Source organism: Ectothiorhodospira sp. PHS-1, assembly GCF_000225005.1.
GTDB lineage: Bacteria > Pseudomonadota > Gammaproteobacteria > Ectothiorhodospirales > Ectothiorhodospiraceae > Ectothiorhodospira.
In genome coordinates, this window is the sequence record NZ_AGBG01000002.1 from 35,157 (window position 1) to 55,930 (window position 20,774).

Below are 20,774 nucleotides of genomic sequence, written 5' to 3' on the forward strand. Positions count from 1 at the left end.
ATTCAGGACTCTCGATGCGTCATCTGCACCCCTCCCAGTTGCTTCGACTGATCACCATCAATCGTGTCCTCATCCGCCACGGGCTGGATGACGTGGTGCTGACGATCCGTTTGCTGCGCTCCGTGCGCTTTTTGCGCTACCTGGGTCCGTGGAACTGGTTCCGTACCGTGCCCTATGGACGGGGCGAACGGATTCGCCGGGCCCTGGAAGATCTCGGCCCCATCTTCATCAAGTTCGGCCAGATGATTTCCACCCGGCGGGACCTGCTGCCCGAGGATATCGCGGTGGAACTGGCCAAGCTCCAGGACCGGGTGCCGCCGTTCCCCAACGAGCAGGCCCGGGCCATCATCGAGAAGTCCCTGGGGCGTCCCATCGAGAGCCTGTTTGCCTCCTTCGAGGAGACCCCGATGGCTTCCGCCTCCATCGCCCAGGTCCATGGGGCGGTCATGCATGACGGTCGCCGGGTGGTGGTCAAGGTGGTGCGGCCCAATATCGAGAAGGCCATCCGCCGGGACGTGGAACTCATGTACGTCATCGCCGAGCTGACCGAGCGCTACTGGCCCGAGGGCAAGCGGCTGCGACCGGTGGAGGTGGTGGCCGAGTACGAACAGACCATCCTGGACGAGCTGGACCTGCTGCGGGAGGCCGCCAACGCCTCCCAGATCCGCCGCAACTTCGAGAACTCCAACGTCCTCTACATGCCCGAGGTGTTCTGGGATTACTGCCGCAAGGACGTGATGGTGATGGAGCGCATCCAGGGGGTGCCGGTGTCCGACGTGGCCACCCTCAAGGCCCTGGGGGTGGACCTGAAGCTGCTGGCGGAGCGGGGGGTGGAGATCTTCTTCACCCAGGTGTTCCGCCACAACTTCTTCCATGCGGACATGCACCCGGGCAACATCTTCATCGATGTCTCCGATCCGGCGGACCCCAGCTATCTGGCGGTGGATTTCGGCATCGTCGGCACCCTCTCGCCGGCGGATCAGCGCTATCTGGCGGAGAACTTCTACGCCTTCTTCAATCGGGACTACGCCCGGGTGGCGGAGCTGCACGTGGAGTCCGGCTGGGTGCCGCCGGATGTGCGGATCACGGAGCTGGAGGCGGCCATCCGCACCGTGTGCGAACCCATTTTCGAAAAGCCCCTCAAGGACATCTCCTTCGGTTACGTGCTGGTGCGCCTGTTCCAGACCGCCCGGCGATTCAACATGGAGGTCCAGCCCCAGCTGGTGTTGCTGGAGAAGACCCTGCTGAACATCGAAGGCATGGGTCGGGATCTCTACCCGGAACTGGACCTGTGGCAGACCGCCCGTCCCTTCATCCAGCGCTGGATGGACGAGCAGGTGGGGGTGCGGGCCTTGGTCAAGGGTCTGCGGCGCAATCTGCCCCTGATCCTGGAAAAGGCCCCGGACATGCCGGGTCTGATCCACGAGGCCCTGCGGCTTCAGGCCCGCGGCGTGGGGGTGCGGGGCATGGACAAGGCCCAGTTCCAGGCCCTGCGGACGGAAGTCCGGGAGGGCAACCGGGCCACCATCCTGGCGGTGGCCGGGGGCAGCCTGCTGATCAGCGGCGTGCTGATGCTGACCCTGGCGCCGGAGTTGCCGGCGGTGATGGGCGCGCCCTGGCCGGCCTGGCTGGCCGGCATCGCCGGTCTGGGGATGCTGCTGCTGGCCTGGCTGCGCCGGGCCTGAGAGGTGCCGGCAGCGCCGCTTCGGTCCCTGCCGACTTCACGCGTGATGACAGGTTATGCACAGGCCGCCCCTGGCGGACTTCAGCGTGGAACGGTCCTGGCCATGGCTCGTAATTGTGGTTTTATGATTTATTTAGTGTTTTAAAATCAATGCTTTGTATTTTTTCTTCCATTTCCGGGCATGATGCCGGCGCTGACCGTTGAGCGGGCTGTCGACACGACCTCCACAGTCTTGTCCACAGCCCCGGGGCGCCCATTCAACGGGACTGCCGGAGCAGTGCCTCCAGTCGGGCCACTTCGGTCTGGGCATTCACCAGGTCGGTGACGTCGTACTGCACACCGAGGAAATAGATCAGTTTGCCGGAGGCATCGAACAGGGGCCGGATGCTCAGGCGGTTATGGAACAGGGTGCCGTCCTTGCGGTAATTGCGCAGGGTGACTTCCACCTCCCGTCTTTCCGCCAGTGCTTTGCGGATCTCCTCGATGGCCGGCTGTTCCCGGTCCTCTCCCTGCAGGAAACGACAATTGTGACCGATGATTTCCGCGCGGGAGTAGCCGGTCATGTGCTCGAATACCGCGTTGGCGTAGACAATCGGGTTGTCCGGCAGATCGGGGTCCGAGAGTGTCACGCCGTTGACGCAGGTATCCAGGATCTGGGCGAGTACGGAAGGGATCAGGCCGGAGGCATCTTTTTCGGGAATGAAGTCCATGGAGGCGATGACTCTGAAGGTTGAACGGGGCGGGTTTCAGACCACGGAGGGGGATGGCGGCTCGATCTCCGCCTCGACCAGTCCCTTGAGGTTGCGCACCGTGCGCTCGGTACCCTCCTGTACCGCCAGACGGATGAGTTTCTCGAACGGACGCAGGGGCAGACTGAGCTTCCCCATCTCAAAGCTGAAGTGCAGTTCGGTATGTTGCTCCCGGGGTTCGAACCGGTAGTCGATGCGGTAGGGGTCCCTCACGCCGCGAAAGGTGACCTGTCGCCCCGGCTCCAGTGCGATCACCCTGAAGTCGGATTCCGTGCGCCGCCCCTGGTCCACCCGCACCTGATGCCCAATCCAGCCTACCTGCAAGGGGCCGTGGGTGAGCACCCGCAGGCTCTTCACCTCGGGGGACCAGCGCGGGTAGTTGGTGACGAAGTCTTCCACCACGAAACGAAAGACCTGTTCCAGCGGGCGTCTTATCAGCGTGCGTGTCTGGGCCTTGACCATGGCCGGGGGTCTCCGGAAACCCATATCGAGTTTGTTGAGTATAGCTGCTGCCATTGCAACTGCTTGTGGCGGCATCCTTTCAGGCGGCCAGATCGAAGACCAGCACCTCGGCCCTGTCTCCGCCACTCAGCGCCAGTCGCGTCTCTCCGGTCAGGAGCAGGGCATCGCCGTCCGCCAGGCGATGGTCGTTGGCGGTGAGCGTCCCCTTGATCAGATGTACGTAGTATCTGCGTTGCGGATCCAGATCCAGCGCGGTCTGTTCGGCGCCGTCGAACAGGCCGGCCAGCAGGCGGGCATCCGCGTGGAGGGTCACGGCACCCTGGGCACCGTCCGGCGAGGCCAGCAGGCGCAGTCGTCCACGCTTTTCTTCGTCGCCAAAGTGTTTCTGCTCGTAGCTGGGCGGGATGCCCTTCCGATCGGGAAGGATCCAGATCTGGAGCAGGTGGGTGATGCGGTCCGGGGCGTGATTGAACTCGCTGTGACGGATGCCGCTGCCGGCGCTCATGCGCTGCACGTCCCCCGGGGGAATGGCGGTGCCGTTGCCCAGGCTGTCCCGATGGGCCAGTTCACCGCTGATCACGTAGGTGATGATCTCCATGTCCCGGTGCCCATGGGTGTCGAAGCCGCCCCCCGGTGCGATGTGGTCCTCGTTGATGACGCGCAGATTGCCCCAGCCCATCCACGCCGGGTCGTGGTAATCGGCAAAGGAGAAGGAGTGACGGGACTGCAGCCAGCCGTGATCGGCATGGCCGCGTTCATGGGAACGTCTGATCCTGATCATCGTGGATACTCCGTGAAGGTCTTTCAAGTTTTTGGCAGGCCTGTCTTTCTTTGGTTCACGGAGGTTTGCAATCATGCCCGGTGGCGGTATCGTGACAGCATTTGGAAATGGGATTTCGTCCCGCGGGAGAGGGTATGGGGCATGCCGAACAGGGCGATGACACCGGGCAGCGGGAAAGGCCTGCCAAGCCCCATGCCGGAGTGCGTCGCCTGTGGCGCAGCCTGGGGCTGCGCCACAGGCTGCTGATGGCGTTTCTGCTGGTGGCACTGGTTCCCCAGGGGGTGTTGTTCCTGGCTCAATACCATCACACCCGTGTCCTCACCTTGTCCCTTGCGGAGGCCGGCCTGGAGCGGATTGCCCAGGTTCAGCAGCGGCGCCTGAATCTGGAGTTCCGGCGCATGATCGATCACCTGGATCTGCTGGCCAGCCGGACCCAGATGCGCATCAGCCTGGAGGCTTATCTGCGGACCGGAGATCCCGTCCATCACCGGCTGATTGATCGCATCCTGCGGGATGCACTGGAACCCGTGGAAGCGCTCGGCGGGATCTGGATTCGCGACGGGGAGGGTCGCTCCGTGACGGGTGTATACCATGACGGGCGCCTGGGTGAGACCGGCATGCGACCGCCCGTGTTGCGGCAGCCGGAGATCAGTCTCGAGGTTCACTGGCCGGAAAACGGCGACCGGCCCACGCTCTGGGTCAGCGGCCCTCTGGTGCTTGATGATCGTCATATCGGCAGTCTGCACCTGTTGGTACTGATGGATGATCTGCTGGCCGTGGTGGAAGACTTCCCCTATGAGGATCTGGGCGGGAAAACCTTGCTGCTACTGCGTGAGGGGCAGCAAGGTCTTCGTATCCTCGGTGTCGATGCCGGTCTGGATCACGGTATCTGTGTCGCCTTCGGCGAGGTTCCATTCGTCCCCGATGCCGGACCGGTCCGTGTCTGTGACCATTTGCTGCTGGCGATGCCCCTGGACCATGGCCTGGGCGACGTGGTGGTTTATGTATCGCTCCAGGTGCTGAAGGCGGCGCTCAGGGAACAGACGCAGTTTCTCCTGGCGACGGTAGTGTTCGTCCTGCTGCTTTGTCTGGTCATGGCACTCGTATTGACCCGCATGATCTCCAGGCCGGTGAGCCTGCTGACCCAGGCCACCCGAGCCTTGCGCAGGCATCAGAGCGATGTCTTCGTCAAGGAGCCGTTCTGGGGGGAATTCACCGAATTGACCCGATCCTTCAACCAGTCCGCCGGCATCATCACCCGCCGCACCCGGGACCTGAGCCGGGAGGTGGAGGCACGGCGTCGTTCACAGCAGAAGCTGGCCGATCTTGCCAATACGGATGCACTCACCGGGCTGGTGAATCGGCGCCGGTTCATGGAAACACTCGGACAACGGATGGAGAAGCACCGGCATGATGGGGGGCGTCTGACATTGCTTTATCTGGATCTGGACGGGTTCAAGCCCATCAATGACCGTCTGGGGCACGAGGCGGGAGACATCGTGCTGCAGGTGGTGGCGGAGCGCCTGCGCAACCTGGTGCGTGGTGATGATATCGCGGCCCGTCTGGGCGGGGACGAATTTGCCCTGCTGCTTTCGGAGAACGGCGGCAGGAACGCCGATCCCGGCAAACTGGCACTGCGTGCCGAAGAACAGATTTCCCTGCCCATCGAGGCCAAGGGCCACATGGTGAATGTGAGTTGCAGCGTCGGCGTGGCGTTATTCAGGCACACGGACAAGCCCCAGGACTTTCTCAACCGAGCCGACGAGGCCATGTATCGCATCAAGCAGACGCGTCGCGAGCGGCCCCGGGATCAGAGGTGATCTGCCAGCATTCGGCCGATATCCACCCGCGCCCGCAGCTTCCTGCACAGCATGAAGGTACCCATGAACTTGCGGTGCAGGAACAGGGTGCCGGGGACTGGTGTATTGCGGAAGCGGTCGTCCAGGAACAGTTCGCGGCCGCGGTGATAGACCCGCTCGAACAGGTCCGAGGCACCAAAATCATAAGGCCCTGGGTGGCGGATGGGCTCGGCGGACATGAGCAGCAGGCGGATCATTTCTTCCACATCCCTGGCTGGGGTGTCGTCGCCGATGTAGCCCATGGTGGCGCATGCCTCGTGCAGAGTATCCCGGTCATCTTCCAGCGCCGCCCGCGCCATGCGTCGATAGGTATTCACCCACTGCGGGGCCACTGCCTGGGCGGCACCAAAGTCCAGTAGTGTCACGCGTCGGGTACGGCCATCATAGAGATAGTTGCTGAAATTGGGGTCGGTCTGTACCAGGCCGAACTCGAACAGCTCCCGGAAGCTCAGCATCGCCAGCAGGCCGGCGATGCGGTCCCGGTCTGCACGGGTATAGTCACCCTGCATGACCCGGTCCACAGGCTCGCCCTCGGCAAAGTCCATGGCCAGTACGCATTCGGTGGTGAGATCCCGGTGGGGGCGGGGGACGAAGAGATCGGGATCATCACCTACCCGGTCTGCATAGGCCTCCATGGCATCCGCTTCGGCGGCATAATCCGTTTCCCGATGTAGTTGCAGGCGGGCTTCTTCCAGCAGGGGGGCCGGGTCAATCCCGCTGGGCATGAGGGGGAAATTGCGCAGCAGGAAGGAAAGGTTGCTGATGTCGCTGTCGATGCTGTCGCGCACACCGGGGAACTGGACCTTGAGGGCCAGCTGGCGTCCATCCCGGGTTTCCGCGCGATGGACCTGACCGATGGAAGCCGCGGCGATGGGGGTGAAATGCATGCGCGCAAAGCGAGTCTCCCAGCCCTTGCCGTATTCCCGATTGAGCACGCCGCCCAGCTGGCCCAGTGGCATGGGTTCGGCGCTCTGGCGCAGGACACTCATGATCTCCGCGGCCTCGGGTGTGAAGATATCGGTTCCGTCCATGGACATGAGCTGTCCCATTTTCATGACTGCGCCGCGCATCCGGGCCAGGCGCCGAGTGAAACGTTGGGCATGGGGGCCGGAGAGGGCGATTCGGGCCGGGGTGCTCTCCTGGTCACGGCGACCCAGTTCCATCAGTCCTTTCACACCGATGCCCGCAGCCAGGGAACCGGAAGCCATGCCCAGGTGCCACAGACGACTCAGGCGTGAACTGGGGACGGCGGTACCGCGGGTGGGGCGCTTGTTGGACATGCTGATGGCGTTCCTTCAGTGAGGGCATATCAGCAGACAGTGATATGCCGGATTGGTTTTGTCCCGGTGCAGCCCGGTGGGCGCTTCAATGCCGACAGGCCCCCTCCAGTGGTTGCGGCAGGGGCTCTCCTGCCAGCAGGCTGCGAACGGCGGCGATCGGGTCCGTGGCGCTGGTCACATGGACCCGGATCCCTTGGGCCGCCAGACGGCGAATGAAGCCGGGACCCGCCCCCTGGGTGATCAGGTCGGTGAGTCCCTGCTCGAATAGAGGATGGGATTGGCCCCGATGTTCGTGCAGGGCCATCTCCATAGGAAGATCCAGGCGTTGCAGTTCTTCCGGGGCATCCACCGCGCCCGGCCCGAAGACCAGAAAGCGCCGGCACTTGCCCGCATGGCCGGTGATGGTGCGAAAATTCTGACTTGTCACGGCAATGCGCATATTGGTTTCTCCGTCAAGATTCGTGGCCAATTATGCGCATATGACCATAATAGATACAAGCATCCATCACGGAGCAGCCCATGCCAAGGCCACGCGGTCCACGCCGGATCACCTGTCGTCCCGACTGTACCTACTTCAAGCCGGCCGGCATCCCGCTGCGGGATCTGGAGGAGGTCGTGCTGGCACTGGAGGAGGTGGAAGCCCTGCGTCTGGCGGACCTGGAAGGCCGCTATCAGGCGGATGCGGCGGACAGCATGGGCGTGTCGCGCAGCACGTTTTCCCGCATGCTGGACTCTGCCCGCAAAAAGGTCTCCGAGGCCCTGCTGCAGGGCAAGGCCATCAGGATCGAGATGGCCGATACCCCGCGGACAGGGCCGCCGGAATGAGGCGCCGGATCATTCCTCGACGCAGATCTCCCGCCTTCTGATCGCGATGCCCGTGCGGATCAGCAGGGCGCCGATGATGAAGGTGAGCACGCCGATCATGACCACGCCGATCACGTAATGGAGGGGATCACCGGTCAGGCCGTGCATCTTGATGGCCGCCAGGGTCATGGCCGCCATGGGGAATGAATAGGCCCACCAGGAGATGAAGAACTTCAGTCGTCCGAAGCGACCCACCAGGGAGAACAGCAGCAGGGTCAGGAACAGGCCGGTGTAGAACAGCACCCGGGCAAAGGGATCCAGGCTGTCGGTCAGGCTGAGATAGGAAATGAAGCCCACGGCCGGCGGCGCCACCAGGATGAACAGGGTGGGCACCAGCCTTTCCGGCAGTGGATCATGGAAAATGATCCGGTAGAACACGATGGTCAGCAGCACGATCCAGAACACCAGGCCGATGCTGAAGAACAGCCAGGAGATTTCCGGGCTGGCATGGTGTACGCCGGCGATGGGCACCAGGATGTTACCCACCACGGGGATGAACCAGGCTGGATTCATGTGCTGGATCTGGAAGCTGGTGTGATTGATCCACACCGACATCACGTACAGGGTGAACAGCAGGTGAAGCGCCGCGCCTACGGACCAGAGCACCAGCGACAGGCCGGGGGCGTCCTCCAGGAAGGCAATGGACAGCAGGACCAGGCTGATGGAGATGGTGGCGAAGAAATTGCGCTTGATGGGGTGGTTGAGTTCCTTGACCACGGCTTCCCGGTAGCGGACCAGCTTGGTCAGATAGAGTGCCGCCACTCCCAATAGGGCCACCACGGCGAAGCCCCTCAGGACATCACCGATGACCGGGGGGACGGCCAGCAGGGCATCGGCCCGGTCCCAGACGATGGCGAAGCCCAGCAGGCCCATGATCATGGCGAACCAGGCGACAGGGAAGTGCGGCAGTCTCGGTTGTGATTCCATCGGATGCCCCCGTGAGCAGTTGATCCGGCGACGCCCGAAGCCGGACTCCGGCGCCCTTTGAATGCCGCACACTTTAAGGGAAACGGGCAATATTAGCCATCGCTTAATTTCATCGTGGCAACCCCGTTCCGCTCTCCTTTTCAGGGGTATGCGCGTAAGTCCCTGAAAATGAATCCTGATTCGTGTATACTGCAGCGGTCCTGGGCATGACGACCGGCATCGGGACCCTGTCAAGCGGCATCAAGACCGCCTTACCCCACCTTATCTGCGCTGCATCGGCAGACGCACGACCCCATGGCACAGGCCCACAGGGCCAGGCCGACACTCACTCAGGCCGGACAGAAACGCGGTTCCCTCATGTGTCCCGCCTGACGGAAAGAGAGGTACCCCATGTCCAATAAGGAAGATCTCATCGAGATGGAAGGCACCGTCACCGACGTGATGCCCGATCAGCGTTTTCGCGTGGAACTGGAGAACGGCGTGCAGGTGCAGGCCTACGCCTCCGGCAAGATGCGCCGCTACCGTATCCGCGTGGTCAGCGGCGACAAGGTCAAGCTGGAGATGTCTCCCTACGACCTGACCAAGGGCCGTATCAGCTACCGCTACAAGCATTGATCCGGTTCGTGGGGGCATCCCTGCCCCCTGCCCGCCCCCTGCGCCCGGTGCCTACCGGGTCGCCATCAGGGTCCGATCCAGGGCCTGACGCAGTTCCTCCGCGCCGGCCGGTGCCGGCAATTGTTCCACCAGTGTCCCCTGGGCTGAAAACAGCAGCACGGCCCCGTCCCGAACCCCGTGCCGGTTCGCCAGGCTGCGTCCGTCGGGGGTGCCCACATTGGCCACCAGGAAGTGGACCCGCGGCATGTAGTCATCACGGATCTCGTCCATGTAGCCCATCACCCGCATGCCCGCTAGGAAGGAGGCGTCGTAAGTGAGTACCAGGGCAGGGCGCCCGTCTCCGATGTGGCTCAAATCCGTGGAGTAGGCGCCCTTGGGCAGTTGGCTCCAGATCAGGGCGGCGGCCGCCAGCAGGATCAGGGGCGTCATCAGCAGTCTGGCCCAGCGGGGCAGTCCCTTGCGGGACGGCTTGGCAGTGTCTTGGCTCATCTATCCTTTGCCTCCAGGGTGTTTCGGTTTTTCGGCCGGTCTCAAAGGCCGCTGCGTCGCAAGGTCCAGAGCAGCCACCCGCCGAAGCAGAGGGTCACGGCCAGCGCGCTCAGGTATGCGTGCCAGCCCAGGCCGTGATACAGAAATCCCGGCAGGAACGACCCGGTGGTACCACCCGCATAGTAAAAAGCAATATACAGTCCGTTGACCACCCCCCGCTGCTCGCCGCCGGCCTGATTGAGCACGCCCGGTGCCAGGGAATGGATCAGGAACATGCCGGCGCAGAGCACGAACATGCCCACGAACATCACCCACACCTGGGAACCGGTGAAGAACAGCAGGGCGGCCAGAAACACCGCGCTGCCCAGCAGCATGGTGTTCACCGCGCCGCCGATATGGTCGGCGATGCGCAGGGAGAGCAGGGAAGTGACCACGCCCATCAGGTAACCCGCATACATGAAGGCGATGCCGGTCTCGCTCAGTCCGGTGCCCAGTTCCACCAGGCGGAAGGGCAGGAAGTTGAGTAGCGAGGCAAAGGCACCGAAGGCGCAGAACACCACCAGGTACAGACGCAGGAAGCTGGGTTGCCGCAGCACCTGCAGGATGGTCCGCGGGTCCAGGCGCTGGAAGCTCACCGGCGGGTCGGCCTTCAGGCGCTGCAACAGCAAAGCGCACAGGGCGATGGCCACGGCCAGGAACAGGAATGACCAGCGCCAGCCGAACTGGGTGGAGATCAGCCCGGAGATCATGCGCCCCAGAAAGCCTCCCAGCACGCTGGCGGCAATGTAGATGGCCATCACCCGGGCGATCTGTCCCGGCGGGGCGCTGGCGGCCAGGTAGGTCATCAGGGAAGTGAGCATGGCGGGAATGATCAGCCCCTGGGCCAGGCGAAGGGCCAGCAGCAGTTCAAAGCTGGTGACCAGGTACACCGCCACCTGGGTGACGGCCAGTAGCCAGGTGGCGCCGATCAGCAGGCGCCTGGCCGACAGTCTCTGCAGCAGGAAACCATAGGCCACCGGCGCGATGGCCAGGGGCAGCAGGGCCACGGTGATCAGCAGCGAGGCCCTGGCCTCGCTGACGGCAAATGCCTCCGCCAGCACGGGCAGCAGGGGCTGGGGGGCATAGAGGGATGAAAAGACCAGAATCGCGCAATACTGCACGATAAGAAGATGACTGATATGCAAGGAAGTGCTCCTGACGCAGGCGCAATGCTGCTGGACGGGGCGATGACCGTGGGTTGCATTTTACAGCCGGTCACGTGACAGCGGCAGTAACTGTGCGACAATCAGTGCGACCGGTGCCATGTCAGGGTGGACTGGCGCGCCGAGACAGCAAAGAGCCATGTCCTGCACGAGAGAGATACCATGAAGCTGAGCAAGATCCTGTTTGCCACCGACCTTTCCGCCGGCGCCGACAACGCCGGTCGACGCGCCCTGCAACTGGCCGCTTCGGAAGGCGCCCGACTGCGGGTGGTCAACGTGATTCCTGCCCCGACCCTGGACGAGACCGTCCTCAAGCGATGGCGGGGGGATGCGGATGTCCTCATGTTAGATCTGGTGGAAGCCACCGAGCAGGCCATGGCGGAGCGGATGACGGCGCTGGGTGCCGCCGGCGATCTGGACATGGACATCCGCTGCGTGCGGGGTCAGGGTCACAAGCAGATCCTGGCGGAGGCCCGCGAGTTCGGAGCGGACCTGATCGTGGTGGGCTCCCACGGCCAGCGCAGCTTCAAGGAGATCCTGCTGGGCACCACCACCCAGAACCTGGTCCACCATGCCGATCGCCCCATCCTGGTGGTGAAGAAGCCGGTGCAGGGGGCTTACCGCCATATCGTGGTGCCGGTGGATTATTCCGAACGGACCCGCAGCGCCCTCCGCCTGGCCGCGGCACTTTCCCCCGAGGAAACCCTGCGCGCAGTGCACGCCTACAACATGGATTCCCTGGACGAGGTGCTGCGCAACCGGGTGGTGGCCAGCGAGGTGGCGAGGATCAAGCAGGAAGTGCGCGCCGAACAGGAGCAGGAGCTGAATGATTTTCTGGCCGGTTGCGGTCTGTCTACGGAGCGGTTCTCCGCCGAGCTGCGTCTGGGCTATGCGCCCGATGTGCTGGAGCGGGCCGTGCAGGAGTTCAGGGCCGAGCTGGTGGTGATGGGCACCCACGGCCGCAACCGTCTCCAGGATGCCCTTCTGGGCGGCGTGGCCCGCCGGGTGGTACACCAGGTGCAGGACGCGGACGTGTTGCTGATCCGGGGCTGAGGGGGAACCGCCACCGGCCCCGGGTTCAGCCCCCGGTGCCGGTGCGCCGGCCTGGTTCCGTCAGTCCTTCCTGTCCCTCCCTGAACTGCAGGGCTGCCAGTCGGGCATAGAGTCCTCCCTGGGCCACCAGCTCATCGTGGGTCCCCACGGCGGCGATCCTGCCCTGGTCCATGACCACGATCCGGTCCGCCTTGCGGACCGTGGCCAGGCGGTGGGCGATGATCAGGGTGGTGCGTCCTTCCATCAGGTGTTCCAGGGCTTCCTGGACCAGGCGTTCACTTTCCGCGTCCAGGGCGCTTGTGGCCTCGTCCAGCAGCAGCAGGGCCGGGTCCCTGAGGATGGCGCGGGCGATGGCGATGCGCTGGCGCTGGCCGCCGGACAGGCGTACGCCCCGTTCTCCCAGATGACTGGAAAACCCCTCCGGCAGGCGGTCCAGGAATTCGCTGGCATGGGCCGCATCCGCCGCCTGCCGGATCTGTTCCCGACTTACCCCGTCCATGCCGAAGGCGATGTTTTCCCAGGCATCGGCGCCGAAGATGACCGCATCCTGGGGCACCAGAGCCATGCGTCTTCTTAGCTGGCCCGGGTCCGTTTCCCGAATGTCCACCCCGTCAAAACGGATGCGTCCGGACTCGGGGTCATAGAAGCGCAGCAGCAACTGCAGGACGGTGGACTTGCCGGCCCCCGAGGGCCCCACCAGGGCGACCTTCTCGCCGGGTTCGAGGGTCAGGGTGATCCCGTCCAGGGCCGGAGGCTCGGGGCGGGAGGGATAGCGGAACACCACCTGCTCCAACTGCACCCGGCCCTCGGGTGGGGCCGGCAGGGTCCGGGGCCGGGTGGGCGGGGTGATGGCGGGCTCGGTATCCAGCAGTTCGATCAGGCGTTCCGCCGCACCGGTGGCCCGGAACAGTTCCCCGATGACTTCGCTGATGGCGCCCACGGCACCGGCCACCAGCACGGCATAGAACACGAAGGCCGCCAGCTGTCCATTGCTCATGCGTCCGGCCAGCACGTCGTGCCCGCCGACCCACAGCACCAGGCTGATGCTGGAAAATACCAGCAGCATCACCATGCCGCTGAGCAGGGCGCTGAAGCGGGTGCGCCGGATGGCGGTGTCGAAGGCTTGTTCCACCTGGCGGCCATAGCGCAGCATGTCCACCGTTTCATGGCAGAAGGCCTGCACGGTACGGATGCCGTAGAGGGTTTCGTCCACATAGGCACCGATATCGGCCACCCGGTCCTGGGACTGGCGGGAAAGACGACGCACATGGCGGCCCAGAATCCATACCGGCACGGTGATCAGTGGCACCCCCAGCAACACGCCCAGGGTCAGCTTGGGGCTGGTGATGAACAACAGGACCATGCCGCCGCAGAACAGCAGCAGGTTGCGTACCGCGATGGCCAGGGTGGACCCCACCACCACCTGGACCAGGGAAGTATCCGTGGTCAGGCGGGAGATCACTTCTCCTGTGCGGGTCATCTCGAAGAAGGCCGGGTCCAGGCGCAGTACTTTCTCGAATACTGCCCGGCGCAGGTCCGCCACCACCCGCTCACCGATCCATGTCACCAGATACATGCGTACCGAGACCGCGGTGGCCATGAGCAGCACCACGCCCAGCAGGAGCATCAGGGCCTGGTTCAGAGCGGCGGCATCGCCGGCGGTCAGCCCCTGATCGATCACCAGACGCAGCACGGCCCCGAAAGCCAGTACGGCCCCGGACCCCGCCACCAGGGCCACGGCGGCGGCAATGATGCGGCCCGTGTGGGGTCTGGCAAAGCCCAGCAGACGTCCCAGCACCCGCAGGTTGCGGCTGGTGGGGCGGTTGCTCAGTTCGGTTTTATGTTCCGACACGATCCTGTTTCCTTGACGACCTGAAGGCGGGCCTATCTTAAACCTTTCCGGCCCCGTCAAGACCCTTGGAGATATGTGGGAAAGCGGTCTCAGATCACGCCACGTTCCGCCAGTGACACCAGTTCGTCGCCAACGATGATGTGATCCAGTACCCGCACGTCGATCAGTCCCAGGGCCTCCTTCAGGCGTCGGGTGATGGCCTCGTCCGCCCGTGAGGGTTCGGCGATTCCCGATGGGTGGTTGTGACTCAGGATGACGGCCGCCGCGTTGTGGATCAGGGCGCGGCGCACCACTTCCCGGGGATGGACGCTGGCGCCGTCGATGGTGCCCCGGAACAATTCTTCAAAGGCAATGACCCGGTGGCGATTGTCCAGGAACAGACAGGCGAAGACCTCGTAGGGATAGTCCCGCAGGCGGGCACTCAGGTAGCGCCGGGTATGTTCCGGGCTGGTGATGGCATCACCACGCTTGAGCGTCTCGGACAGGTGCCGCCTTCCCATCTCCAGCACGGCCTGGAGTTGGGCGTACTTGGCCTCTCCCAGGCCGTGGGCAGCGCAGAAATCCGTGAGGTCCGCCTGTAGCAGGGGGCGCAGGCCACCAAAACGGGTGAGCAGGTCACGGGCCAGATCCACGGCGGTGCGGCCCGCCACCCCGGTACGCAGGAAGATGGCCAGCAGTTCGGCATCGGACAGGGCATCGGCGCCGCGGGCAATGAGTTTTTCCCGGGGGCGTTCGGCGGCGGGCCAGTCGGTGATGGGCAAGGTCGACCTCCTTGTGCTGAGTGCTGAACGGACAGTCCGCTGTCCTGGCGCTTGCGGGCATCATGACGTGTCCGGAGGAACGTGTCCATCCCGCTGAAAGCCACCGTTTTGCCCCAATGCCCCATCCACTCGTTGACTCGGGTCAAGCTTTTGTGAGTCTTGGGTCTTTCCGGGGCTTTCGTCTGTATCGAAACCTTGACATCGTGCGGCGTCAGCCTAGACTTACACCCTGACTACGGTCCCTGTCAGGCAGGTCGGCCAGGCCAGGCTGAAGGGGCTGCATCAGAAGTTGATGTTTGCAAGAACGTCCGGATCTCGAAAGGGATCTGTACTTAAACCAAGAGGGTAATATCAATGAGCGAATACAGAGCGAGCAAGCCCAGCAACCCCAGAGACGACTGGAAGCTGTGGCTCGTGGTCAATCCCGGCACCTGGCTGATGCCCATTCTGATGGCTGTCCTGGTTGTTGCCCTGGCCGTTCACGCTTTCGTGTACAGCAACGACAACTACAACCCGCTGACCTTCGACGCCAGCGCCGTTGAAGCTTCCGAGTAAGAGAGGACTAGATCATGAATGAGAACAGCATCTCCGGTCTGACCGAAGAACAAGCCAAGGAATTCCACGAGCAGTTCAAGACCACCTTCACGGTGTTCATGGTTCTGGCTGCCGCCGCTCACTTCCTGGTGTTCATGTGGAGACCCTTCTACTAAGAAGGTCTTTGCAGTAGCGGTACTGCATTAGCAGTGCAGGTGGAGGAGTACCTGTCGGTTCGATCGACGGACGATTGTGACTTTTGCAGAGGCCAATCGTTCGGAGAACCGCCAGGCTCCTCCACCTTCCGTTTTGAGGGCGTGGGTCTAATATTGACCAAAACCCTCGGGTATTGCAACCCCCCGCAGGAAGTATTTTATCGCCTGTTGTCCGTCCGGTCGGACGCTTGTTCTGGTTCCGGCCCCGCGATGACGACCCGGTTCCGGCCCTGATTCTTGGCTTGATAAAGCGCGGCGTCGGCACGCCTTATCAGCGCTTCCGCATCCTCTTCGGGCTCAAGCACGGCGATACCGATGCTGACGCTGAGTCGATGATCCAGCCCGTTGGGGCGAAGCTCCCGGGTACTTGCCCGGATGCGTTCCGCCACCGCCGCGGCCACGTGGCGATGGGTGTCAAACATGTAAAGTCCGAATTCCTCTCCCCCCAGTCGCCCCGGCAGGTCTGACATTCTGACCAGCGCGCGCAGCAACTCCGCAAAGGCAGTCAGCGCTGTGTCACCGGCGGCATGACCGAAGCTGTCATTGATCTGCTTGAGGTGATCCAGGTCCATCATCAGGATGGAGAGGGCATGCTGGCGGCTCTGGGACTGGAGCACTCCCTGTTGGAGTCGCTCCATGAAATACCGGCGGTTGGCCAGGTGCGTCAACGCGTCGGTGCGGGCCAGCTGCTGATTCAGCTCGTTGGCCACGGCCAGATCGTGATTGGCCTTGCGAAGATCCCTGACCAGGCGGGACATTTCCAGTGCCAGATTGCCCATGCGGCCGATCACGTCGTTGTCGTCCGTCTTGGCGGGCTCCCCGATCAGCAGTGTATGGGCATTGAGCGGATAGGCATGGAACAGGTAGTTTTCTCCTCCCATGACGGTGTTGAATATCCGGGCGATGGCGGTACGGTGGGCAAGTCCCGGCTCGATGTCGGGCACCTCGTCATCGCTGGCCAGGAACCGGGACAGGGATTCACCGCGTACATCCGCAAATCCGGCAAAGCGGGAACGGAACGTGACGTTGGCACCCATGATCCGGCCGTCACTGTCCACTTCCACTACCACCAGGCGGCCGGACTCCATGACATAGCTGTGGAGTGCCCGAGCCAGTTCAGGCTGCAGGGTGGGATCAAGTGCTGGTGGGTTCATCGGTTTCCGACTCCAGGGTTCGTGCCCATCGGACCGCCGCATCACAACTTTCCAGGCAAGCATCGGCCCCCAAGGATGCGGCCAGGCGGGGGGCCGTGAGAAACGCCTGCCCACCGACCAGGATGCGGGTGGTGCTGTCACGTCCAAGGGCCTGCCGCAGGTATTCGATGGTACAGCGGGCTTCATGGATGTTGCTGATCAGGGTCACCGATAGGGCCACGAACCTGGGACGTTGCCGCACCGCCGTCGTGATCAGATATTCCCGGGGGGTATCGCCGCCCAGCAGGGTGATGTCCCACCCATCCAGTTCCATGCGGGTTGCCAGCATCCAGGCGCCCATTTCGTGAAACTCGTTTGAAACGGGGCTGACCAGAGCGTGTCCGCGGTGGATGTCGGGGAAGGGTAGATCATGGTAAAGGGAAGACAGGATGCCGTAGGCCATGGCGGTGGCCTGGTGTTCCATGGACACTGAAATCTCACCGTCCTCCCAGCGTGCCCCGACATCCACCATGGCGGGATAGAACAGCTCCTGCAGGATCTCGCCGTAGGACATGCCGCGGCTCAGCAGTTCTCTGCAGCGGCGGGTGATGTCCGGATAATTGCCCTGCAGCAGGTTGGTGGTGATGTAGGTATATTCCTCACGGTACCGCTCGGGGACGTGGAGCCTGCGTGCCTGGTGAGACAGGGCGGCCTTGATGATCGCCGGGTGAATGTCGGCCATCCAGCGGTATACGGGCAGGAGATGTTCCGCGTCGGCTTCGCTGAGCGTGAGACGGATGGCCTGCATCCAGGCTTCGAACTGGGCGGGGAAATAGTCAAAATGCACGCCCTGATGATGATAGGCGGCATACACCCATGGCAGGGTCTCCGCCAGCAGCTGAAAGTCATTGGCCGCAAGCACCTCGGCCATGAAGGCCGCGTGATTGCGGTGATTGCATTCCAGCAAACGCATGCCGTGCCCGCCGCTGAATTCATCGCGCCGGGGATGTCTGGCCATCGCGCATGAAACCAGGCTGGTCATCCGGTTCCTGTGGTGCCGATAACGGTCCGAGGTGCCTTTGGGAACCCGCGGGCATGGTGGCGGCGGCATGATTGGAGGGATCGGCATGGTGACGGTTTTTCAGGCCTGAAAATCTTGCCTCGGTGAGGGTTGACGGGATTGGCGGCGACAGGATTGCATGCCTGATTATAGGGCGCTTGCATGCCCGGACCTCAAAAAGCCGGTAACGCCGGTGGCCGATGGCCGGTGTCGGGCAAGTCGGGCATTGCCCCGTGGACCCCGACCCGCTAAGCTTACCCACCCGCTCCGGCCGCCCCGGCATTGCCCTTCACGCAGTTCACTCGATCCATGCCTCAGACCTACGACTACATCAAGGATGGCGCGGCCATCTATCGTAAATCCTTCGCCACCATCCGCGGCGAAGCCCGACTGGACGGCTTCAGTACCGAGGAGGCCCGGGTGGTGGTGCGCATGATCCATGCCTGCGGCATGGTGGAACTGGCGCCCCAGGTGGTCTTCACGCCCGATGCCGCCAAGGCGGGAAGGGCGGCCCTGCTGGCGGGGAAGCCCATCCTCTGTGACGCCAAGATGGTGGCCCACGGTATTACCCGCGCCCGACTGCCGGCGGACAACGAGATCATCTGCACCCTGGACGACCCCCGTGTCCCCGAACTGGCGCGACGGATCGGCAACACCCGCTCCGCTGCCGCCCTGGATCTGTGGGGGGAACGGCTCGACGGTGCCGTGGTGGCCATCGGCAATGCCCCGACCGCCCTGTTCCACCTGCTGGAACTGATCGATGCGGGGGCGCCCCGTCCAGCCCTGGTGATCGGCATGGCGGTGGGTTTCGTGGGCGCCGCGGAATCCAAGGAGGCCCTGGCCGCCTATCCGGGCCTGGAATCCGTGATCGTCCATGGTCGTCTGGGTGGCAGTGCCATGACCGTGGCGGCCGTTAACGCCCTGGCGAGCGAACAGGAATGAGCGGCCCAGGCACCCTGTTCGGCATCGGTCTGGGGCCCGGTGATCCGGAACTCATCACCCTCAAGGCCCTGCGCCTGTTGCGGACGGCGCCGGTGGTGGCCGCCTTTGCCAAGCAGGGTCGCACCGGGCAGGCCCTGGGGATTGCCGGCCCTCACCTGCTTCCCGAGCAGCGGATCCTGCGCCTGGAGTACCCCTTCACCACCGAAGTCTCCATTCATGACCCCCTGTATGCACGGGACATGGCGCTCTTCTACGATCAGGCCGCGGCGCAGGTGGCTCGCCATCTGGATGCAGGAGAGGATGTGGCGGTGATCTGCGAGGGTGATCCCTTCCTGTACGGTTCCTACATGTACCTGCACGATCGCCTGTCTCACCGCTTCCCGGCCCAGGTGGTCCCCGGCATCAGCGGCATGAGCGGATGCTGGACCCAGGCCGACACCCCGATCACCCATGGTGACGACGTACTCACGGTGATCCCGGGCACCCTGCCGGAGGACACCATGGTGTCCCATCTGAGCCGTACCGATGCCGCCGTCTTCATGAAGGTGGGCCGTAATCTTCCCCGTATCCGCACCGCCCTGGCCCGGGCCGGTCTGCTGGAACGGGCCATTCTGGTGGAGCGGGGCACCATGGAGGGCGCCCATGTGGCGCGCCTGGCCGACTGGCCGGAAGACAGGCCCGCGCCCTATTTCACCATCGTGCTGGTACCCGGCAGGCAGGGGGTTCGATGAGCGGTCGCGTGGATGTCATCGGTCTGGGTCCCGGCGCCGAGGATTTGCGCTGTCCCCGGGCCACCCTGGCCCTGGCCCAGGCCACGGACCTGGTGGGGTATGTGCCCTATGTGGAACGGGTGGTCGCCGAGGGCGGTCAGCGGATTCATGCCTCCGACAACCGCGAGGAGATCATGCGGGCGCGTCTGGCCCTGCAACTGGCCGCGGAGGGCGCCCGGGTGGCCGTGGTCTCGTCCGGCGACGGCGGCGTGTTCGGCATGGCGGCCGCGGTGTTCGAGGCCATGGACCATGGCGAGCCCGGCTGGCGGGATCTGGAGGTGACCGTGCATCCCGGGGTGTCCGCGGTGCTGGCCGCCGGTGCCCGTCTGGGGGCGCCGTTCGGCAATGACTTCTGCGTCATGTCCCTGTCGGACAACCTCAAACCCTGGAGCGTCATCCTGAACCGCCTTGAGTGCGCCGCCCGGGGTGGTTTTGCCATGGCTTTCTACAATCCCATTTCCAAGGCGCGTCCCTGGCAGCTGGGTGAAGCCCTGACCCTGCTGCGTCGTCATCTGCCGGGTCATGTGCCGGTGATCTTTGCCCGGGCCGTGAGCCGCCCGGAAGAGGCGGTGGCGGTGACCACCCTGGCCCTGGCCCGGCCGGAGCAGGCGGACATGCGCACCCTGGTGATCGTCGGCAACGCCGAGACCCGGCTGATCCCCCGTACCGGGCAGGATCCCTGGATCTACACGCCCCGCAGCGTGGGTCGGGAACGGACGTAGTGGGCGCCCAGCCAGTCCAGGGCGGCCTTCGGGTCCGGCACTTCGGCGGGCGCCGGCGGCACCCACGGGCGATCCACCATGATCACCTCCACGTTGCACATCCGTGCCGCTTCCAGCTTGGCGCGGGTGGCCTCGCCGCCGGAGTTCTTGGTCACCAGGGCGTCGATGCGGTGCTGCTGCAGCAGCCGTCGTTCATCCTCCAGCCGGAAGGGGCCGCGTTCCGTGATGCACAGGCAGTCCGGCGGACGTACCGCGGGCAGGTCTACGCTGCGGATGATGTAACGGTGCCAGGGGGCCTCGCAAAAGGTGGCCAGTTCCAGCTGCCCGATGGTGAGAAAGACCCGTCGGGGCCGGGTACCCAGGGCCTGCGCTGCGGCGACCATGTCGGGAACCCCCCGCCAGCGATCCTCCGGGCCGGGCATCCAGGCCGGGCGCCGCAGGGCCATCAGGGCGACGCCTGTCCGTTCCGCGGCCATGACGGCATGGGTGGACATGCGGGCGGCGAAGGGGTGGGTGGCATCCACCAGCACCTCGATGGCCTCCCGGCCCAGGTACTCGGCCAGCCCGTCGGGACCCCCGAAGCCGCCGCTGCGGCAGGGCAGGTCCGGCAGGCGGGGATTTTGCGTGCGCCCGGCCACCGAGTAGGTGGGGGCAAAGCGTGCGTCACCTTCCAGAGCCCGGGCCAGTTGCATGGCTTCTCCGGTGCCGCCGAGGATCAGGATGCGCAGGGGGGTGTGGGTCATGACTCGCTTCAGGCAGAACGGATGGACAGGCCCGGCACCCTGGCCGGTGGGGCAGGGCGCGGGATGTTGCCGGGGCA

General features: G+C 64.2%; 23 protein-coding genes. 10 read left to right on the forward strand and 13 right to left on the reverse strand.

The features are described from left to right. Nucleotides 1-14 precede the first annotated feature (14 nt). On the forward strand, nt 15-1,685 hold the full coding sequence (ubiB, locus tag ECTPHS_RS00920; RefSeq protein WP_008930787.1) for a ubiquinone biosynthesis regulatory protein kinase UbiB: 1,671 nt from the start codon (nt 15-17) through the stop codon (nt 1,683-1,685). A gap of 256 nt (nt 1,686-1,941) precedes the next feature. On the opposite strand, the gene ECTPHS_RS00925 is transcribed toward ubiB, so the two are convergent. From ECTPHS_RS00925 to ECTPHS_RS00935, 3 genes are all read right to left on the reverse strand, one after another. After that, entirely contained in the window at nt 1,942-2,394 is a 453-nt protein-coding gene (locus ECTPHS_RS00925; protein WP_008930788.1) for a PAS domain-containing protein, read from the reverse strand. Between the two features lie 36 nt (nt 2,395-2,430). Then, on the reverse strand, nt 2,431-2,895 hold the full coding sequence (locus ECTPHS_RS00930; protein WP_008930789.1) for an SRPBCC family protein: 465 nt from the start codon (nt 2,893-2,895) through the stop codon (nt 2,431-2,433). Between the two features lie 79 nt (nt 2,896-2,974). Next, the gene (locus ECTPHS_RS00935; RefSeq protein ID WP_008930790.1) at nt 2,975-3,676 is read right to left on the reverse strand and encodes a pirin family protein; all 702 of its coding nucleotides are present in this window, start codon (nt 3,674-3,676) and stop codon (nt 2,975-2,977) included. A 107-nt stretch (nt 3,677-3,783) separates the two neighbouring features. Here ECTPHS_RS00935 and ECTPHS_RS13825 point away from each other — a divergent pair, with 107 nt between their 5' ends. Next, on the forward strand, nt 3,784-5,496 hold the full coding sequence (locus ECTPHS_RS13825; protein WP_083838730.1) for a diguanylate cyclase domain-containing protein: 1,713 nt from the start codon (nt 3,784-3,786) through the stop codon (nt 5,494-5,496). Here the strand turns inward: ECTPHS_RS13825 and ECTPHS_RS00945 are convergent. Next, complete coding sequence (locus tag ECTPHS_RS00945; protein ID WP_008930792.1) at nt 5,487-6,815, reverse strand: AarF/ABC1/UbiB kinase family protein; 1,329 nt, start codon at nt 6,813-6,815, stop codon at nt 5,487-5,489. The genes ECTPHS_RS13825 and ECTPHS_RS00945 overlap by 10 nt on opposite strands. Before the next feature lie 85 nt (nt 6,816-6,900). Beyond that, on the reverse strand, nt 6,901-7,254 hold the full coding sequence (locus ECTPHS_RS00950) for a nitrogen fixation (RefSeq protein WP_008930793.1): 354 nt from the start codon (nt 7,252-7,254) through the stop codon (nt 6,901-6,903). Nucleotides 7,255-7,334: 80 nt separating this feature from the next. Here ECTPHS_RS00950 and ECTPHS_RS00955 point away from each other — a divergent pair, with 80 nt between their 5' ends. Continuing rightward, a complete protein-coding gene (locus ECTPHS_RS00955) occupies nt 7,335-7,640 on the forward strand; it encodes a DUF134 domain-containing protein (protein WP_008930794.1) in 306 nt (101 codons plus the stop codon). Nucleotides 7,641-7,649: 9 nt separating this feature from the next. Here ECTPHS_RS00955 and ECTPHS_RS00960 read toward each other — a convergent pair whose 3' ends face one another. Further along, nucleotides 7,650-8,606, reverse strand: a complete 957-nt coding sequence (locus tag ECTPHS_RS00960) for an SLAC1 anion channel family protein (RefSeq protein ID WP_040404686.1) — start codon at nt 8,604-8,606, stop codon at nt 7,650-7,652. 390 nt (nt 8,607-8,996) lie between these two features. Here ECTPHS_RS00960 and infA point away from each other — a divergent pair, with 390 nt between their 5' ends. Continuing rightward, nucleotides 8,997-9,221: a translation initiation factor IF-1 gene (gene infA / locus ECTPHS_RS00965; RefSeq protein ID WP_008930796.1), complete on the forward strand. Its 225-nt coding sequence runs from the start codon at nt 8,997-8,999 to the stop codon at nt 9,219-9,221. A gap of 51 nt (nt 9,222-9,272) precedes the next feature. On the opposite strand, the gene ECTPHS_RS00970 is transcribed toward infA, so the two are convergent. Then, a complete protein-coding gene (locus tag ECTPHS_RS00970; RefSeq protein WP_008930797.1) occupies nt 9,273-9,710 on the reverse strand; it encodes a hypothetical protein in 438 nt (145 codons plus the stop codon). A 41-nt stretch (nt 9,711-9,751) separates the two neighbouring features. Next, nucleotides 9,752-10,894, reverse strand: a complete 1,143-nt coding sequence (locus tag ECTPHS_RS00975; RefSeq protein ID WP_008930798.1) for an MFS transporter — start codon at nt 10,892-10,894, stop codon at nt 9,752-9,754. 180 nt (nt 10,895-11,074) lie between these two features. Here ECTPHS_RS00975 and ECTPHS_RS00980 point away from each other — a divergent pair, with 180 nt between their 5' ends. Then, the gene (locus ECTPHS_RS00980; protein ID WP_008930799.1) at nt 11,075-11,965 is read left to right on the forward strand and encodes a universal stress protein; all 891 of its coding nucleotides are present in this window, start codon (nt 11,075-11,077) and stop codon (nt 11,963-11,965) included. 25 nt (nt 11,966-11,990) lie between these two features. Here ECTPHS_RS00980 and ECTPHS_RS00985 read toward each other — a convergent pair whose 3' ends face one another. Next, nucleotides 11,991-13,817, reverse strand: a complete 1,827-nt coding sequence (locus ECTPHS_RS00985) for an ABC transporter transmembrane domain-containing protein (protein ID WP_008930800.1) — start codon at nt 13,815-13,817, stop codon at nt 11,991-11,993. Nucleotides 13,818-13,906: 89 nt separating this feature from the next. Then, a complete protein-coding gene (gene radC, locus ECTPHS_RS00990) occupies nt 13,907-14,578 on the reverse strand; it encodes a DNA repair protein RadC (protein WP_008930801.1) in 672 nt (223 codons plus the stop codon). Between the two features lie 354 nt (nt 14,579-14,932). On the opposite strand from radC, the gene pufA reads away from it, so the two are divergent. Together pufA and pufB are read left to right on the forward strand one after the other, a co-directional pair. Next, entirely contained in the window at nt 14,933-15,133 is a 201-nt protein-coding gene (gene pufA, locus ECTPHS_RS00995) for a light-harvesting antenna LH1, alpha subunit (RefSeq protein ID WP_008930802.1), read from the forward strand. 14 nt (nt 15,134-15,147) lie between these two features. Then, nucleotides 15,148-15,288, forward strand: coding sequence for a light-harvesting antenna LH1, beta subunit (gene pufB, locus ECTPHS_RS01000; RefSeq protein ID WP_008930803.1), 141 nt, complete (start codon nt 15,148-15,150; stop codon nt 15,286-15,288). Nucleotides 15,289-15,485: 197 nt separating this feature from the next. Here pufB and ECTPHS_RS01005 read toward each other — a convergent pair whose 3' ends face one another. Both ECTPHS_RS01005 and ECTPHS_RS01010 read right to left on the reverse strand, forming a co-directional pair. Then, on the reverse strand, nt 15,486-16,481 hold the full coding sequence (locus ECTPHS_RS01005) for a diguanylate cyclase (RefSeq protein ID WP_008930804.1): 996 nt from the start codon (nt 16,479-16,481) through the stop codon (nt 15,486-15,488). After that, complete coding sequence (locus ECTPHS_RS01010) at nt 16,462-17,478, reverse strand: B12-binding domain-containing protein (RefSeq protein WP_246828287.1); 1,017 nt, start codon at nt 17,476-17,478, stop codon at nt 16,462-16,464. Before ECTPHS_RS01010 ends, ECTPHS_RS01005 begins: the two co-directional genes overlap by 20 nt. Before the next feature lie 351 nt (nt 17,479-17,829). Here ECTPHS_RS01010 and ECTPHS_RS01015 point away from each other — a divergent pair, with 351 nt between their 5' ends. From ECTPHS_RS01015 to cobJ, 3 genes are read left to right on the forward strand one after another with little or no spacing between them, the layout of a single operon-like run. Further along, the gene (locus tag ECTPHS_RS01015; RefSeq protein WP_008930806.1) at nt 17,830-18,462 is read left to right on the forward strand and encodes a precorrin-8X methylmutase; all 633 of its coding nucleotides are present in this window, start codon (nt 17,830-17,832) and stop codon (nt 18,460-18,462) included. Continuing rightward, nucleotides 18,459-19,193, forward strand: a complete 735-nt coding sequence (locus ECTPHS_RS01020; protein ID WP_008930807.1) for a precorrin-2 C(20)-methyltransferase — start codon at nt 18,459-18,461, stop codon at nt 19,191-19,193. The genes ECTPHS_RS01015 and ECTPHS_RS01020 overlap by 4 nt, the downstream gene beginning before the upstream one ends. After that, a complete protein-coding gene (gene cobJ / locus ECTPHS_RS01025) occupies nt 19,190-19,954 on the forward strand; it encodes a precorrin-3B C(17)-methyltransferase (protein ID WP_008930808.1) in 765 nt (254 codons plus the stop codon). The genes ECTPHS_RS01020 and cobJ overlap by 4 nt, the downstream gene beginning before the upstream one ends. Here cobJ and ECTPHS_RS01030 read toward each other — a convergent pair. Continuing rightward, complete coding sequence (locus tag ECTPHS_RS01030; protein ID WP_008930809.1) at nt 19,918-20,697, reverse strand: cobalt-precorrin-6A reductase; 780 nt, start codon at nt 20,695-20,697, stop codon at nt 19,918-19,920. The two genes, cobJ and ECTPHS_RS01030, sit on opposite strands and share 37 nt — an antisense overlap. Between the last annotated feature and the right edge of the window lie 77 nt (nt 20,698-20,774).

What these genes read in the sequence shown, in the direction of transcription:
- ubiB (WP_008930787.1), top strand. Translation starts at nt 15, where the DNA reads ATGCGTCATCTGCACCCCTCCCAGTTGCTTCGACTGATCACCATCAAT.
- ECTPHS_RS00925 (WP_008930788.1), bottom strand. Translation starts at nt 2,394, where the DNA reads ATGGACTTCATTCCCGAAAAAGATGCCTCCGGCCTGATCCCTTCCGTA.
- ECTPHS_RS00930 (WP_008930789.1), bottom strand. Translation starts at nt 2,895, where the DNA reads ATGGTCAAGGCCCAGACACGCACGCTGATAAGACGCCCGCTGGAACAG.
- ECTPHS_RS00935 (WP_008930790.1), bottom strand. Translation starts at nt 3,676, where the DNA reads ATGATCAGGATCAGACGTTCCCATGAACGCGGCCATGCCGATCACGGC.
- ECTPHS_RS13825 (WP_083838730.1), top strand. Translation starts at nt 3,784, where the DNA reads ATGGGATTTCGTCCCGCGGGAGAGGGTATGGGGCATGCCGAACAGGGC.
- ECTPHS_RS00945 (WP_008930792.1), bottom strand. Translation starts at nt 6,815, where the DNA reads ATGTCCAACAAGCGCCCCACCCGCGGTACCGCCGTCCCCAGTTCACGC.
- ECTPHS_RS00950 (WP_008930793.1), bottom strand. Translation starts at nt 7,254, where the DNA reads ATGCGCATTGCCGTGACAAGTCAGAATTTTCGCACCATCACCGGCCAT.
- ECTPHS_RS00955 (WP_008930794.1), top strand. Translation starts at nt 7,335, where the DNA reads ATGCCAAGGCCACGCGGTCCACGCCGGATCACCTGTCGTCCCGACTGT.
- ECTPHS_RS00960 (WP_040404686.1), bottom strand. Translation starts at nt 8,606, where the DNA reads ATGGAATCACAACCGAGACTGCCGCACTTCCCTGTCGCCTGGTTCGCC.
- infA (WP_008930796.1), top strand. Translation starts at nt 8,997, where the DNA reads ATGTCCAATAAGGAAGATCTCATCGAGATGGAAGGCACCGTCACCGAC.
- ECTPHS_RS00970 (WP_008930797.1), bottom strand. Translation starts at nt 9,710, where the DNA reads ATGAGCCAAGACACTGCCAAGCCGTCCCGCAAGGGACTGCCCCGCTGG.
- ECTPHS_RS00980 (WP_008930799.1), top strand. Translation starts at nt 11,075, where the DNA reads ATGAAGCTGAGCAAGATCCTGTTTGCCACCGACCTTTCCGCCGGCGCC.
- pufA (WP_008930802.1), top strand. Translation starts at nt 14,933, where the DNA reads ATGAGCGAATACAGAGCGAGCAAGCCCAGCAACCCCAGAGACGACTGG.
- pufB (WP_008930803.1), top strand. Translation starts at nt 15,148, where the DNA reads ATGAATGAGAACAGCATCTCCGGTCTGACCGAAGAACAAGCCAAGGAA.
- ECTPHS_RS01005 (WP_008930804.1), bottom strand. Translation starts at nt 16,481, where the DNA reads ATGAACCCACCAGCACTTGATCCCACCCTGCAGCCTGAACTGGCTCGG.
- ECTPHS_RS01010 (WP_246828287.1), bottom strand. Translation starts at nt 17,478, where the DNA reads ATGGCCAGACATCCCCGGCGCGATGAATTCAGCGGCGGGCACGGCATG.
- ECTPHS_RS01015 (WP_008930806.1), top strand. Translation starts at nt 17,830, where the DNA reads ATGCCTCAGACCTACGACTACATCAAGGATGGCGCGGCCATCTATCGT.
- ECTPHS_RS01020 (WP_008930807.1), top strand. Translation starts at nt 18,459, where the DNA reads ATGAGCGGCCCAGGCACCCTGTTCGGCATCGGTCTGGGGCCCGGTGAT.
- cobJ (WP_008930808.1), top strand. Translation starts at nt 19,190, where the DNA reads ATGAGCGGTCGCGTGGATGTCATCGGTCTGGGTCCCGGCGCCGAGGAT.
- ECTPHS_RS01030 (WP_008930809.1), bottom strand. Translation starts at nt 20,697, where the DNA reads ATGACCCACACCCCCCTGCGCATCCTGATCCTCGGCGGCACCGGAGAA.